The organism is Photobacterium sp. GSS17, from assembly GCF_028621875.1.
GTDB classification, from domain to species: domain Bacteria; phylum Pseudomonadota; class Gammaproteobacteria; order Enterobacterales; family Vibrionaceae; genus Photobacterium; species Photobacterium ganghwense.
In genome coordinates, this window is record NZ_CP117517.1 from 2,905,883 (window position 1) to 2,919,719 (window position 13,837).

At 53.7% G+C, this 13,837-nt stretch carries 13 protein-coding genes; 2 read left to right on the forward strand and 11 right to left on the reverse strand.

Going from position 1 to position 13,837, the window contains the following annotated elements; translation table 11 throughout:
* Nucleotides 1–37 precede the first annotated feature (37 nt).
* The gene (locus PGW97_RS13095) at nucleotides 38–244 is read left to right on the forward strand and encodes a YaeP family protein (protein ID WP_273857473.1); all 207 of its coding nucleotides are present in this window, start codon (nucleotides 38–40) and stop codon (nucleotides 242–244) included.
* Complete coding sequence (locus PGW97_RS13100) at nucleotides 244–432, forward strand: DUF4250 domain-containing protein (protein ID WP_047883163.1); 189 nt, start codon at nucleotides 244–246, stop codon at nucleotides 430–432. The genes PGW97_RS13095 and PGW97_RS13100 overlap by 1 nt, the downstream gene beginning before the upstream one ends.
* A 234-nt stretch (nucleotides 433–666) precedes the next feature.
* On the opposite strand, the gene PGW97_RS13105 is transcribed toward PGW97_RS13100, so the two are convergent.
* From PGW97_RS13105 to PGW97_RS13155, 11 genes are all read right to left on the reverse strand, one after another.
* Nucleotides 667–2,016: a sodium-dependent transporter gene (locus PGW97_RS13105; RefSeq protein WP_273857474.1), complete on the reverse strand. Its 1,350-nt coding sequence runs from the start codon at nucleotides 2,014–2,016 to the stop codon at nucleotides 667–669.
* A 207-nt stretch (nucleotides 2,017–2,223) separates the two neighbouring features.
* Nucleotides 2,224–2,535, reverse strand: a complete 312-nt coding sequence (locus PGW97_RS13110) for a c-type cytochrome (protein WP_047883165.1) — start codon at nucleotides 2,533–2,535, stop codon at nucleotides 2,224–2,226.
* A gap of 107 nt (nucleotides 2,536–2,642) precedes the next feature.
* Nucleotides 2,643–3,953: a tRNA lysidine(34) synthetase TilS gene (gene tilS / locus PGW97_RS13115; RefSeq protein ID WP_273857475.1), complete on the reverse strand. Its 1,311-nt coding sequence runs from the start codon at nucleotides 3,951–3,953 to the stop codon at nucleotides 2,643–2,645.
* A 213-nt stretch (nucleotides 3,954–4,166) separates the two neighbouring features.
* On the reverse strand, nucleotides 4,167–5,126 hold the full coding sequence (accA, locus tag PGW97_RS13120) for an acetyl-CoA carboxylase carboxyl transferase subunit alpha (protein ID WP_047883166.1): 960 nt from the start codon (nucleotides 5,124–5,126) through the stop codon (nucleotides 4,167–4,169).
* 54 nt (nucleotides 5,127–5,180) lie between these two features.
* Nucleotides 5,181–8,660, reverse strand: a complete 3,480-nt coding sequence (gene dnaE / locus PGW97_RS13125) for a DNA polymerase III subunit alpha (RefSeq protein ID WP_217392025.1) — start codon at nucleotides 8,658–8,660, stop codon at nucleotides 5,181–5,183.
* A 280-nt stretch (nucleotides 8,661–8,940) separates the two neighbouring features.
* The gene (gene rnhB, locus PGW97_RS13130; protein ID WP_273857476.1) at nucleotides 8,941–9,546 is read right to left on the reverse strand and encodes a ribonuclease HII; all 606 of its coding nucleotides are present in this window, start codon (nucleotides 9,544–9,546) and stop codon (nucleotides 8,941–8,943) included.
* Between the two features lie 29 nt (nucleotides 9,547–9,575).
* Nucleotides 9,576–10,718: a lipid-A-disaccharide synthase gene (lpxB, locus tag PGW97_RS13135; protein ID WP_273857477.1), complete on the reverse strand. Its 1,143-nt coding sequence runs from the start codon at nucleotides 10,716–10,718 to the stop codon at nucleotides 9,576–9,578.
* Entirely contained in the window at nucleotides 10,718–11,506 is a 789-nt protein-coding gene (gene lpxA / locus PGW97_RS13140) for an acyl-ACP--UDP-N-acetylglucosamine O-acyltransferase (protein ID WP_047883170.1), read from the reverse strand. The genes lpxB and lpxA overlap by 1 nt, the downstream gene beginning before the upstream one ends.
* Entirely contained in the window at nucleotides 11,506–11,958 is a 453-nt protein-coding gene (fabZ, locus tag PGW97_RS13145) for a 3-hydroxyacyl-ACP dehydratase FabZ (protein WP_047883171.1), read from the reverse strand. The genes lpxA and fabZ overlap by 1 nt, the downstream gene beginning before the upstream one ends.
* 106 nt (nucleotides 11,959–12,064) lie before the next feature.
* On the reverse strand, nucleotides 12,065–13,093 hold the full coding sequence (lpxD, locus tag PGW97_RS13150; protein WP_273859669.1) for a UDP-3-O-(3-hydroxymyristoyl)glucosamine N-acyltransferase: 1,029 nt from the start codon (nucleotides 13,091–13,093) through the stop codon (nucleotides 12,065–12,067).
* Between the two features lie 214 nt (nucleotides 13,094–13,307).
* Entirely contained in the window at nucleotides 13,308–13,817 is a 510-nt protein-coding gene (locus PGW97_RS13155; RefSeq protein ID WP_047883173.1) for an OmpH family outer membrane protein, read from the reverse strand.
* Nucleotides 13,818–13,837: the final 20 nt, after the last annotated feature.

A 13,837-nucleotide genomic window follows, 5' to 3' on the forward strand; every position in this document is an offset into this window, starting at 1 on the left:
AACCCTATTTTCGATGCATTTGATTAAGGTACAAACCATGAAAGTCTATGAGTGTTGCGAGTTGGTTCGAATGACCTATGCCCAGATTGGCGGCGGCGAGCTGGGCTATATCCCGAATGCCATCCACTGTGCAGTACTGGCATTGAATGACATTGCGGCCAATGAAACACTGCCGCAGGACATGCGGGAAAAAGCGGCCTTTGCGGCGGCAAATCTTCTGATGAGTGATCACGAGGACGCGTAATGAACCTGAGTAACTTTGAAAAGATGGATCCGGTGATGCTGATGAGCATCGTGAACATGAAAATCCGCGACGAATTCGGTGATCTTGATGCCTTGGTCCGCTACTACGACATTGATAAAGACCTGCTGGTCGCCAAGCTGGCAGCGGCCGGGTTTGATTATCTGCCAGAAGCAAAACAGTTTCGCTAAGACCCAACTAGCCACACCACCGACCATCACTGCAGTAGGTTGCATTTAGCTACCGCATACGGCTCGGCAGGCAATTCCCCAACAAAAAACGGAAGCCAAGGCTTCCGTTTTTGATAGTCAATTTTTAATGCATTAACTCTCGTACTAACCCGCCGTCTCAAGCTAGCTCACTCCCCTGAGTGGCCAACTGTTCAGGGCGGCTAACTATTCAGGGCGGCTAACTGCCCAGAGCGTCTAACTGAAAGAGGCGTACAGGACGGTAGCAACCAAAATCGGACACACCACTTTCAGGTACAGCGGCCAGATTTTCCAGAACAGGCTACGCTCCAGATCTGGACAGCCTTCGCTGAGTTCCTTCAGCTTGCTGTGGCGAGACCATACCCAGCCACCGAATAAGGTAAACAACAGTGCCGCAACCGGTTGGAAGTACTGGGTTGCTACGGTAGCAACCAAGCCGAACAGTGCGCCGAAATTAAAGATGATTACCGCACTGAACAGAGCAATCACACCGCCCAACACCCAACTGGTCGGTTTACGGGCTGTGTTAAAACGTTCACTCACCAGTGCCACCGGGCATTCCAGCATCGAGATGGACGAGGTCAGCGCCGCAATCGTCATCAGCACAAAGAACACGACCGCCAGCAGTTGGCCGACAAATCCCAAGCTGTCAAACAGCATCGGCAGCACAGTGAACACTAGTGTATCTGAACTGAGCAGTGACCCATCTTCAGCGTAAATCGCCACGCCTTTCTGCATCGCGACAAACATCGCCGGCAGCACAACCAGACCCGCAATGAACGCCACCGCGGTATCCACCAGCGTCACACTCATAGCCATTTTCGGCAGGTTTTCCTGTTTACTCAGGTATGAGCCGTAAATCAGCATGGAACAGCCACCGATCGTCAGTGAAAAGAAACCTTGCCCCATCGCGGCCAGCAACAGTTTCGGCTCCAGTACTTTGCTGAAATCCGGTACCAGGTAATGCTTCAGTCCTTCCATCGCGCCATCCTGTGTCATGATGTAAAGGAACATCAGGCCAAACAGCACAAACAAGGCCGGCATCAGTCGGGTTGACCATTTTTCAATTCCCTGCTTTACCCCGCTCTGGACGATCAGAATCGTCAGCAGATAAAAGATGGCCGCACCAAAAAGATTACGGGAAACAGAGAATCCTTTCAGCCACTCAGTCGCCGCCTGCAGACCGATAATATCGGTAATGGCTGCCAGCAGAAACGTGATCAGCCATCCGGCAACGATACTGTAAAACGCCAGCACCAGACATGGCACCATTAACCCGATGCTGCCCACCACCGCGCCGGCTTTCTTGGCCAGCGGATTGGCAGACAGGCTGCGCATACTGTCAATCGGGTTGGCCTGACCGTGACGCCCGATAGCCATTTCCACAATCAGCATCGGGAAAGCCACCACCAGGATCATCAGCAGGTACACCAACAAAAATGCCCCGCCCCCATTGCTCGCGGCTTGGGTTGGGAACCCCCAAATGTTTCCAAGCCCAACAGCGGCACCAGCTGCCGCCAGAATAAACCCCATCCGTGAGCCAAAATGTTCTCTGTTTCCTGCCATAAACTCGCACCTAATGTATCAGCGTGCTAGTACAATAATATTAACTGCGTTATTTCGCAACTGCAGAAAATCTGATTGGACAAAAGATAACCAACCAGCAGGAAATCGCGTGCCACCTTGCAGCTATAAAAAAACGCACTGAAGATCACGACGATCCGCAGTGCGCTCCAGATTGGGTCGGCAAGCTATGTGCCTACCGGGCCAGCGTTACTTCATTTGCGAGAAATAAGCCGCTACGTTAACCATATCGGTGTCACTCAGCATCGCAGCCTGAGGCTGCATGACTGCCGCCATGCCACCGTTGCGTTCCTTGTTTTTATACGCCTTCAGGGCGCTGACCAGGTACTGCTCATTCTGGCCTTTCAGGTTCGGGTATCCCGGAATCATGGCTACGCCATCGGCACCGTGGCAGGCCGCACACACGGCAGCCTTAGCTTTCCCGGCCTCGGCATCACCAGCCGCCAGGGACGGGGCAGACATCACAGTTGCTAACAGGGTCAATGCAAGAACTTTCTTCATCAGGTCCTCTTCTTATTTTTCTGATATCCATACTGTTTTCTGAAAACCACTGCCAGAAAACGCATTTTCATTGTGCCTTTTTTCAGCTTGCATTGCATATAGAATGGTCAATTGTGCCACTTCAGGTCACACTCCCGTCCTTCAAAACCGCTCACCACGAACAGCCCGGCCACTGCCGCCAGTTCTTCACCGTAAAACACCAAGGGTGTCCGGCGCCGGTTCCAGCTTGGCACACCGTATTCCTGAAACAGCTTTTTGAGCTTGCGCTTGCCGACTCGCCCAAGCGGTTGCACATGCAGTCCGGCAGGCTCAAACCGGACCGAAACCGGCTCATCGGCACGCGGCAGGCGCAAACAGCCATTGGCCGCCGGGCTCAGCGTCAACGAGCCCAAATCCTGTGGCAACTGGCAAGGCGTTCCCAATGAACATGGTATCCGGCTATCCGTCAGTTCAGGCCAAGACGCAACCCGGTACAGACGCTGCTGGAAACGACGCACCTCATAGCCCTCCGTTTTCAGGCACGGATTGGCATCTTCCCTGGCCTGCACCACGCTCTCCCAGATTTGATCAAGCTGGGCTTTGCTCGGCATTCTGACTTTCTGACCAGCCAGCCACTGGCGAATCAGGGCTTTGCCCTGCAGTGCACTGCCTAAACCGGCCACACAGAGGCTGTGATCGGGAGCCAGCGCCGCATTCAGCTTATCTGCCAGCAGTTCTTGCAGTAGCGCTTCCTGTTCGCCACACAGCGCCGCACTGCGGGCCACAGCCTTGCGGATGCCCGACCAGCGCTCAGTCAGCTTCGGGGCGATCTGGTGGCGCAAGAAATTCCGGTCAAAGCGTTCATCCTGGTTGCTTTCGTCCTCAACCCACTCCAGACCATGGCGGTACGCATACACAGCCAGTTCGTCGCGCGGGCAATCGAGCAAGGGGCGTAAATGGATACCATCGGCAAATGTCATCGCCTCAGGCATCGCCGCCAGTCCCGCTGGGCCACTCCCCCGTTTCAGCGCCAGTAATACCGTTTCCAGCTGATCATCGGCATGCTGCGCCGTCAGCAGCAAATCTCCCGGTCGAAGGTGGTGAGCCAGCGCCTGATAGCGTGCCTCTCTGGCCTGTTGTTCAAGGCTGAGTCGGTTGCCCAGCTGCAATGTTACCCGCTCAATCCGGCAGGCGATCCCGGCGTCATCCGCCCAGTTTAAGCATTGCTGCGCCCAGTCATCGGCATGGCGGCTTAATCCGTGGTGGACATGAACAGCCAGGCAGACAACGTCGGGATGCTCCGTTTGAAAGCGGCCGAGCAGATGCAGCAGCACCCGGGAGTCCAACCCGCCACTAAATGCCAGAACGATGCGCGAGGCAGCGCCATCATTAGCCTGCAACCTGGCCTTGAGCCGGGTTCTGAGCCTGGAATACAACATATCTGATTTTCCGCCTGATAATTTGCCAGCCTGATACCTGCGGGGAAGTATACCAAGCCCGGTCAGTTAGCCGCAGCACAAAACAAAACGGGCCAGCCTGTTCAGGCTGACCCGTTTACGTCGATTCTGTTTATGAGGGCGCATTCACTTTTGAAGTTACATCAACCGAAATGAATGCACTCCCTGAGTGGCTCAGATTGCCACTCATGACACTCAGCAGTAGCCGTAGCTCATCAGACGCTGGTAGCGACGCTCCAGCAGCGTTTCGGTATCCATCTGATCCAGCTCCTCCAGCGTCGCCAGAATTTGCTGCTTCAGGCTTTCGGCCGTCGCCACCACGTTGCGGTGCGCACCGCCCAGAGGCTCTTCGATCACGTTGTCGATCAGCTCCAGCTCTTTCAGACGAGGGGCTGTCATACCCATCGCTTCCGCCGCTTGTGGGGCCTTGTCGGAGTCACGCCACAGGATAGACGCACAGCCTTCCGGTGAAATCACAGAGTAAGTCGAGTATTGCAGCATGTTCACGCAATCGCCCACGCCGATCGCCAGTGCACCACCGGAACCGCCTTCACCAACCACGTTACAAATCACCGGCACGGTCAGGCCAGCCATCTCTTTCAGGTTTTTGGCAATCGCTTCAGACTGGCCGCGCTCTTCCGCACCTACACCCGGGTAAGCACCCGCGGTGTCAATGAAGGTGATGATTGGCATGTTGAAACGCTCAGCCATTTTCATCAGACGCAGGGCTTTACGGTAACCTTCCGGCTTTGGCATGCCGAAGTTACGCAGTACCTTTTCTTTGGTCTCGCGGCCTTTCTGGTGACCAATCACCATCACAGGACGGCCGTCCAGGCGAGCCAACCCGCCAACCAGCGCTTTGTCATCAGCAAACGCACGGTCACCCGCCAGCTCATCGAACTCGGTGAACATGTGCTCGACATAATCAAACGTGTACGGACGCTGTGGATGACGCGCCAGCTGGGCAACCTGCCATGCACCCAGATCACCAAAAATCTTTTTGGTCAGCTCCAGGCTTTTTGATTCCAGTTGCTCAATTTCTTTATCTAAATCAACCGATGCTGATTCATCACGGCGTGACACGTCACGCAGTGCTTCAATTTTCGCTTCCAGCTCAGCAATCGGCTGTTCAAATTCAAGGAAGTTCAGGCTCATACCACTTCAATCCTTTTGCTCATAATTATTCAAATGCCAATAATTATGGCTTCATTAATTAAACTCAAGCTCGACTTGCTTCTCACCCAGCAATATTTTTAGATCGGTAATGAGTTGATCTGCCGGGGTAACGCGCCACTCTGTCCCCAGGGTCAGCTTGGCACGCGCGTTCGAGCGCTGATAATACACGTTAACAGGGACAGTCCCTGCCCGATGGGGTTCCAGCACTTTGCTGAAACGCTCAAAAAACTGTTCATCAATTTGCCTCTCAGTGACTGAGATAGCAAGTCCACGCAGGTGCTTTTCTCGGGCATCTGAGATATCCAGCACTTCACGGGCGGACATTTTAAGGCCACCATTAAAATCATCAAAGCTGACCTGTCCGGATACCACCAGAATCTTATCTTTTTCAATCAGATCTAGGTGCCGTTCAAGCGCTTCAGAGAATAACATGACTTCCATCCGTCCGGTACGGTCATCAAGCGTTAAAATCCCGATGCGCGTTCCACGCTTGGTCGTCATCACCCGGGCAGCAATCACCAGCCCGGCAACGGTGGCAACTTTATCACGCCCGGTCGGCTGAGCATCTTTCAGACGCCAGGTCGTGTAATGCTTCAGCTCTTTCTGATAGGCATTGATCGGGTGGCCGGTCAGGTACAGACCCAACGTCTCCCGCTCGCCTTCCAGCCAGACTTTATCCGGCCATTCCGGGATATTGGCGTAAGCGTGTTCGACTTCTTCCGGCGCTTCGGTCAGTACGCCGAACATGTCAGCCTGACCAAAAGCTTCCGCCTGATGGTGCTGGCTGGCTGCTCGCAGGGCGTCATCCAACGAGGCCATCATCGCGGCACGGTTCGGTCCCAGACGATCCATCGCGCCACATTTGATCAGCCGCTCCAGTACTCGCTTGTTCACCTTCTTGGTGTCAATACGGGCACAGAAATCGAACAGATCCTTGAAGTGACCGCCTTTTTCCCGCGCCGATATGATATTTTCAATCGGGCCTTCACCAACCCCTTTCACCGCACCGATACCGTATACAATGGCCCCGTTGTCATCGACGTTGAAACGGTACAGCCCCTTGTTCACATCCGGTGGCAGCAGTTGGAGTTTCATCCGGTGGCACTCGTCCACCAGACCAACGATTTTATCGGTGTTATCCATATCCGCGGTCATTACCGCAGCCATGAACTCGGCCGGATAATGGGCTTTCAGCCACAGCGTCTGGTATGACACCAGGGCGTACGCTGCGGAGTGGGATTTGTTAAAGCCGTAGCCGGCAAATTTTTCCACCAGGTCGAAAATACGCATCGCCAGCTCACCGTCGATGCCGTTGTTGATCGCCCCCTCTTCGAAGATCGCCCGTTGCTTGGCCATCTCTTCCGGCTTTTTCTTACCCATAGCACGACGCAGCAAGTCCGCGCCACCCAGGGTATAGCCCGCCAGAACCTGAGCAATCTGCATCACCTGTTCCTGGTACAGGATGATGCCGTAGGTCGGATCGAGAATTTCTTTGAGCGACTCGTGCTGCCACTTTTCATCCGGGTAGGAAATCGCTTCCCGGCCGTGCTTACGGTCGATAAAGTTATCTACCATGCCCGATTGCAACGGACCCGGACGGAACAGGGCCACCAGTGCGATCATGTCTTCAAAGCAGTCCGGCTGCAGGCGCTTGATCAGATCTTTCATCCCACGGGATTCAAGCTGGAATACCGCGGTGGATTCCGAACGCTGCAGCATGGCAAACGACTTGGCATCGTCCATCGGAATCGCGGCTATGTTTATGGGTTCTTGCCCCAGCAGCTCCAGACGCGGGTTGATCATCCCCAACGCCCAGTCAATGATGGTCAGGGTACGCAGGCCGAGGAAGTCGAACTTCACCAGACCGGCAGTTTCGACGTCATTCTTGTCGAACTGGGTCACCGGGTGATGACCTTCTGCGTCACAGTACAGCGGCGCAAAATCCGTGATCGCCGTAGGCGAAATCACAACCCCCCCGGCGTGTTTACCGGCGTTCCGGGTCACCCCTTCCAGCACCCGGCACATGTCGATGAGGTCTTTGACCTCTTCGTCAGACTCATAAATCTGCGGTAACTGCGGCTCAGCTTCAAACGCCTTCGCCAACGTCATCCCCGGCTCTGCCGGTACCAGTTTGGAGATCCGATCCACAAAGCCGTACGGGTGTCCCAGTACCCGGCCCACGTCACGGATAACCGCCTTCGCAGCCATGGTACCAAACGTAATGATCTGGGATACCGCATCACGGCCGTACATTTCGGCCACGTGATCGATGACCAGATCCCGCTTGTCCATACAGAAATCGATATCGAAGTCGGGCATCGATACCCGCTCCGGGTTCAGGAAGCGTTCGAACAGCAGGTCAAATTCCAGCGGATCCAGATCGGTGATGTCCAGCGCATAAGCCACCAGCGAACCGGCACCTGAACCCCGGCCCGGCCCCACCGGCACCCCGTTGTCCTTCGACCACTGGATGAACTCCATTACGATCAGGAAGTAGCCCGGGAATCCCATCTGGTTGATAACGTCCAGTTCAATTTCCAGACGCTCATCATATTCCGGACGGCGCTTGGCCCGCTCCTCCTCATCCGGGAACAGGAACTCTAGACGGCGCTCCAGGCCCTCTCTGGATTTTTTCACCAGGAAATCTTCGGTGCTGAGATCGCCAGTCGGGAAATTCGGCAGGAAATATTCGCCCAGACGCACGGTGACGTTACAGCGCTTGGCAATCTCTACGGAGTTTTCCAGCGCCTCAGGAATGTCGGCAAACAGCTCGCACATTTCCTCTTCACTACGCAGATACTGCTGCTCACTGTAGAGTCTCGGCCGGTTAGGATCTGCCAGCGTGTAGCCATCGTGAATCGCCACCCGAATTTCGTGGGCATCGAATTTATCCGGGGTCAGGAAACGTACGTCATTGGTGGCCACCACCGGCAAGCCGACATTTTCCGCCAGCTCAATGGCAAAGTGCAGGTAAGCTTCTTCATCCGGCCGGCCGGTCCGCACCAGCTCAAGGTAATACGCATCCGGGAAGTGCTCCTGATAAAAGCTGACGCATTTGTTGAGCAGTTGCTGGTTGCCTTTGAGCAGCGCCTTACCCACATCACCGGTTTTCCCGCCGGACAGCAGAATCAGCCCCTGTTTGTGGTTCACCAGCCAGTCTTTGTCAATTACCGGCATGTGCTGCACATGGCCACGCTGATAGGCTTCCGAGATCAACAGAGTCAGGTTTTTGTAACCGTCGTTATCGGCCGCCAAAATGGTCAGGTCAAACAGCTCGTCGCCCATTTCTTCGGACTGAACTTTAAAGTCAGCCCCGATAATCGGCTTCATCCCGGCACCGTGGGCAGCAAAGTAAAACTTCACCAGACCACACAGGTTGGTGAAATCCGTCAGTGCCATCGCCGGCATGCCCATCTGGGCCACAGCTTTAACCAGCGGTGGCACCTTGGACAGGCCGTCAACCATAGAGAAATCACTGTGGACGCGAAGATGAATAAAACGAGGTTCTGCCATGACTAACCAGCAATTGAGGATTGTAAAACAAAGTGATGATTATAGCCCAAAGCACTCACCGCATCACTGTTGACAACGCCGTTAGTGCTTGGCCACCTGCGTAAAACACCACCACTTAAACGGGGCGGTAACGTAAACCCTGCGGAAACTTAAGCGCAGCTTGAACTTAAACACAGCAAGAACTTAAACCCGGCTGCAACGGCAACACAATAGACGCCTAAACACGGGTGAAGCCTTACCGCCTTCAGTAACCCTGAAGGCAGCTAAGGCCAATGAGGTGCTAGTCCAGCCCCAATGCACGTTTGACCGGTTTGAAGCTCTTGCGGTGCTGCTCAATCGCCCCGTGCTCGGCGAGCGCTTCAAAGTGTGCCTTGGTTGGATAGCCCTTGTGTTTGGCAAAGCCATACTGCGGATACTCGGCATCCAGCACTTCCATTTCCCGGTCACGGGTCACTTTGGCCAGAATAGAAGCGGCACTGATTTCAGCCACTCGCAGGTCACCTTTGACCACGGCCTGAGCCGGCATCGGCAGTTGCGGTACCTTGTTGCCATCCACCAGCACAAAGTCAGGCTGCACGGCCAGACCAGCTACGGCACGCTGCATCGCCACCATGGTCGCCTGCAGGATATTCAGCTGATCAATTTCTTCCGGCTCGCAGCGACCCAGTGACCAAGCCAGCGCTTTTTCTTTGATCTCATCGAACAGCAGATTGCGCTTTTTCTCCGACAGTTTTTTGGAATCCGTTAATCCCGCAATGGGATTGGCGGGATCCAGAATCACGGCGGCGGTCACCACGGCGCCGACCAACGGGCCACGGCCAACTTCATCCACCCCGGCGATACATGTCGCGGCCGGGTACTCAAAAGGTTCAAATTCTGTTGCCATTTTACTTTTCGATCTTTTCAGCCGGTCGCCTATTGGCTCTCCAGCAATTTCAGTACCGCTGCCGCCGCTTTGTCGTCGGCATTACAACGAATCAGCTGGTGCAGTCGGGTAAATTCTTCCATCAGAGCCTGATTATCAGCCTCCAGAAAACGGTTAACTTCCGCCGCCAGTTTCTCCGGGGTGCAGTCATCCTGCAACAACTCCGGTACCAACTCCCGATCCGCCAGAATATTAGGCAGCGACACATATTTGGTTTTCAGCATGCGTTTGGCCAGCCAGGCGGTCAGCGGTTTCACTTTGTAACCGACTACCATCGGCCGCTTCACCAGCATGCATTCGAGCGCTACGGTGCCGGATGCCAGCAGCACGGCATCAGAGGCGATCATCACGTTACGGGCAGTATCGTCGACCAGGACAAAATCCAGATCAGGAGCCGTTTCCTGCCACGCTTTTTCGAACTGCTCACGGCGCTTCTGGTTCACCAGCGCGACCACAAACCCCAGCTCAGGATGCGTTTGTTTCAGCAACCGACAGGTTTCTATGAACGGCGCTGCCAACAGCTCCATTTCACCGCCGCGGCTGCCCGGCAACACTGCCAGCCAGCGTTTGTTACTGTCCAGCTCCAGCAGATGCTGAGCCGCGACCTTATCGGTTTCGAGCGGAATGGCATCGGCCATGGTATGGCCGATAAACTCGCACGGGACATTGAATTTATCGTAGAACGCTTTTTCAAACGGCAGAAAAGCCAGCACCAGATTCGTGGCGGCTTCAATCTTGAAGATCCGCTTTTGGCGCCACGCCCAGACCGACGGGCTGACATAGTGTACGGTCTTAATGCCGGCCAGCTTCAAATCGCGCTCAAGGCGCAAGTTGAAGTCCGGAGCATCAATGCCGACGAACACGTCAGGAGGATTATCGGTGAAGAACTTAACCAGCTCGGCCTTGATTTTGAACAGGCGCGGCAGTCGGCCCAGGACTTCAACAATCCCCATGACGGCCAGTTCTTCCATATCAAACAGGGTGTCACAGCCTTCGGCCTGCATACGGGGACCGGCAATACCGACAAACTCCGCATCAGGGTATTGCTCCCTGACCGCTTTCATAAAACCGGCACCTAAAATATCGCCGGAGATTTCTCCGGCGACAATTCCTATTCGAAGTGGCTTCGTCATCAGCGAATGATACCGCGTGTTGTGTTATTCAACATATCCAGGAACAAGCCGACTGACGGCCAGTCTTTTGCCATTTCTTCCAGAACCGGCTTCACTTCTGCCAGCGTTTTACCTGAGCGGTAAATTTCTTTGTAGGCACGACGCAGAGCATGCAGCTCCGGCTTTTCGAACCCATTACGCTGCAGACCGACCAGGTTCAGGCCAAACGGTGTGGCATGGTTACCCTGCGCCAGCACATAAGGTGGCACATCCTGCACAACGGCCGAACAACCACCCACGTAGCTGTAAGCACCCACAGTACAGAACGGGTGAATCGCAGACAATGCCATCACACCGGCGTGGTCGCCAACCGTGACATGGCCGCCCAGAATGGAGTTATTTCCGATGTGGGTATGGTTACCGACCACAACGTCATGGGCAATATGGGCATTCACACACAGCAGGTTGTCGTTGCCGACAATCGTAACGCCTTTGTCCTGAACCGTACCACGGTGGATCTGCACGCTTTCGCGGATCACATTACGGTCACCGATTTCCAGGCGCGTTGGCTCACCGTTGTACTTCTTGTCCTGGCACTCTTCACCAATGATGGCGTACGGGAAGATACGGTTATCGTTACCGATCTTGGTAGGCCCTTTGATGACCACATGCGACATGATTTCATTACCGTCGCCAATCTCCACATCTTTTGCGATGTAAGTGAACGGACCGACAGTAACATTGGCGCCGATTTTAACGCCTTCCTCAATGACCGCAGACGGGTGGATTTGTGCTGTTTCGTGGATCATTAAAACTCTCGTCTTGCACACTTCAGTTCAGCTGAACATACGACTTCGCCGTCAACTTTCGCTACACCGTTAAACATAGCAATACCGCGACGCTCTTTCAGGAATTCCACTTCAATGATCATTTGATCACCAGGGCCAACCGGCTTACGGAACTTGGCATTATCGATGCTCGCAAAGTAATACAGTTCGTTTTCTGCAGGAGCGCCAAAGGTCTTAAATGCCAGCAGGCCGGTTGCCTGAGCCATAGCTTCCAGAATCATCACACCCGGGAATACCGGCAGTTTCGGAAAGTGGCCGGTAAACTGTGGCTCATTCACCGACACATTTTTAATGGCGGTCAGTGTTTTGCCTTCTTCGTAATCAGTTACGCGATCAATCATCAGAAACGGGTAACGGTGTGGAAGTAGCTCTTGAATCTCGGTGATATTCAGCGTTTTATTTTCGCTAGTCAAAACTGAATTCCTGTCTGATAAAAATTTAAAATGGCGTTCAGTTGAAACGCAAACTGGCCTGCATATCGCATGCAGGCCATTTAAATCATATATGACGGCTCAGGCGTTATTCGCCTTTTTCCGCCAATTTCTTTTCAACTGACTTAAGACGTTTATTCATCTCGTCAATTTTCATGACACGTGCCGCTGTTTTACGCCACTCTTTGTTTGGCTGCAGCGGGATGCCGGAAGAGAACATGCCTTTCTCTTCAATACTGCGCATCACCATTCCCATACCGGTAATGGTCACGCCATCGGCAATTTCAATGTGGCCGTTGAGCACAGACGCACCGCCAATGATACAGTATTTACCAATTTTGGTGCTGCCCGCGACAATAGTACCACCAGCCATGGCCGTACCATATCCGATCTGCACATTGTGGGCGATCTGCATCTGGTTATCGATGATCACATTGTCTTCGATGATGGTGTCATCCAGTGCGCCGCGGTCAATGGTTGTACAGGCACCAATTTCCACACGGTTACCGATACGCACTGTACCCACTTGCGGGATTTTCACCCACTCGCCTTTGTCGTTGGCATAGCCGAAACCATCAGCCCCGATCACGGTGCTCGATTGCACCAGGCACTGCTCGCCCAGTACCACTTCATGGTAAATGGTCACATTCGCCCACAGCTTAGTACCAGCACCAATGCGGGCATTTTTGCCGATGAAACAACCGGCACCGATTTGGACGTTATCGCCAATCTGGGCTCCGGCTTCAATCACCGCGTTATGGCCGATGGCCACATTTTTGCCCAAGACCGCCGTCGGGTCCACATAAGCCGAAGCCGCAATGTCGGTAGCAGCGGCTGGCGTTGAATCCAGCAACTGAGCCACCAGGGCGTAGCTAAGATATGGGTCTTTCACAATCAGAACATTGCCCTGAAAGTGCTCTACATCCCCTTCTCGTAGCATTACTGCAGACGCATTGCAGTCAGCAAGCAGCTTGCGGTATTTGCTATCAGAAAGGAACGTAATTTGTCCTTCGCCCGCCTTGCTCATGCTGGCAATCGAATGTACTTCAACAGAACCTTCCCCTCGAAGCTCTGCGCCCAGTTTGTCTGCTAATTCAGCAAGAGTAAATGCAGCCATTCTTAACCTATCGTTATCTTTATCTTCTGTCAGTACGGCCAAGACCGATCCCCTGTCATACTGCCGGCTATCGCCAGACTAGCATGATATTTGGTAAGACCAGTGAAACTGGCAATACTCCAATATAAAACAAGTCGAAAGTCTGAAGTTTACCAAAGTAATCCCCATCCTTTCGACTTATGTTCAGACTTTTATTGCCGATTTGGCACAAGCCTTACTTAACGGCAGAAATCACTTTCGATGACAGATCATCTTTCGGATTTGCATACAGTACTGCGTTTGCATCTACCACCAAGTCATACCCTTCACGCTTAGCAACGTCCTGGATGGCCTGACGGATTTTCTGTACCAGTTTCTGCTCTTCTTCTGAACCGCGGCGACGTTGGTCTTCCGCCAGGGCTTTCGCTTTCAGTTTGTAGTCTGATTCCAGCGAAGCCATTTCACGTTGCAGCTTAGTACGATCCGCTGCGCTCATTAGCTCACCGTCACGCTTCATTTTGTCGACTTTCGTCTTCATGCGGTTTTCGATACCACGCAGCTCGTCGATACGATCTTTGAACTCATTGCGCAGCTTCTCTGGCACATTGTAGCGCTTCGCCAACTGGGCCATCGCCTGGCCCGTTGCGACATAACCCACTTTCTGTGCCGCTTGAGCAGCCTGGGCGTACATTGATGAAGACAGAATGACCAGGCTCAGACCTGCCGCTTTAATCCACTGTTTCAAAAGGTATCTCCTCATAAATT

Coding starts and splice junctions, on each gene's coding strand:
- PGW97_RS13095 (WP_273857473.1), top strand. CDS start 38: ATGAAAGTCTATGAGTGTTGCGAGTTGGTTCGAATGACCTATGCCCAG.
- PGW97_RS13100 (WP_047883163.1), top strand. CDS start 244: ATGAACCTGAGTAACTTTGAAAAGATGGATCCGGTGATGCTGATGAGC.
- PGW97_RS13105 (WP_273857474.1), bottom strand. CDS start 2,016: ATGGCAGGAAACAGAGAACATTTTGGCTCACGGATGGGGTTTATTCTG.
- PGW97_RS13110 (WP_047883165.1), bottom strand. CDS start 2,535: ATGAAGAAAGTTCTTGCATTGACCCTGTTAGCAACTGTGATGTCTGCC.
- tilS (WP_273857475.1), bottom strand. CDS start 3,953: ATGTTGTATTCCAGGCTCAGAACCCGGCTCAAGGCCAGGTTGCAGGCT.
- accA (WP_047883166.1), bottom strand. CDS start 5,126: ATGAGCCTGAACTTCCTTGAATTTGAACAGCCGATTGCTGAGCTGGAA.
- dnaE (WP_217392025.1), bottom strand. CDS start 8,660: ATGGCAGAACCTCGTTTTATTCATCTTCGCGTCCACAGTGATTTCTCT.
- rnhB (WP_273857476.1), bottom strand. CDS start 9,546: ATGGCAACAGAATTTGAACCTTTTGAGTACCCGGCCGCGACATGTATC.
- lpxB (WP_273857477.1), bottom strand. CDS start 10,718: ATGACGAAGCCACTTCGAATAGGAATTGTCGCCGGAGAAATCTCCGGC.
- lpxA (WP_047883170.1), bottom strand. CDS start 11,506: ATGATCCACGAAACAGCACAAATCCACCCGTCTGCGGTCATTGAGGAA.
- lpxD (WP_273859669.1), bottom strand. CDS start 13,093: ATGGCTGCATTTACTCTTGCTGAATTAGCAGACAAACTGGGCGCAGAG.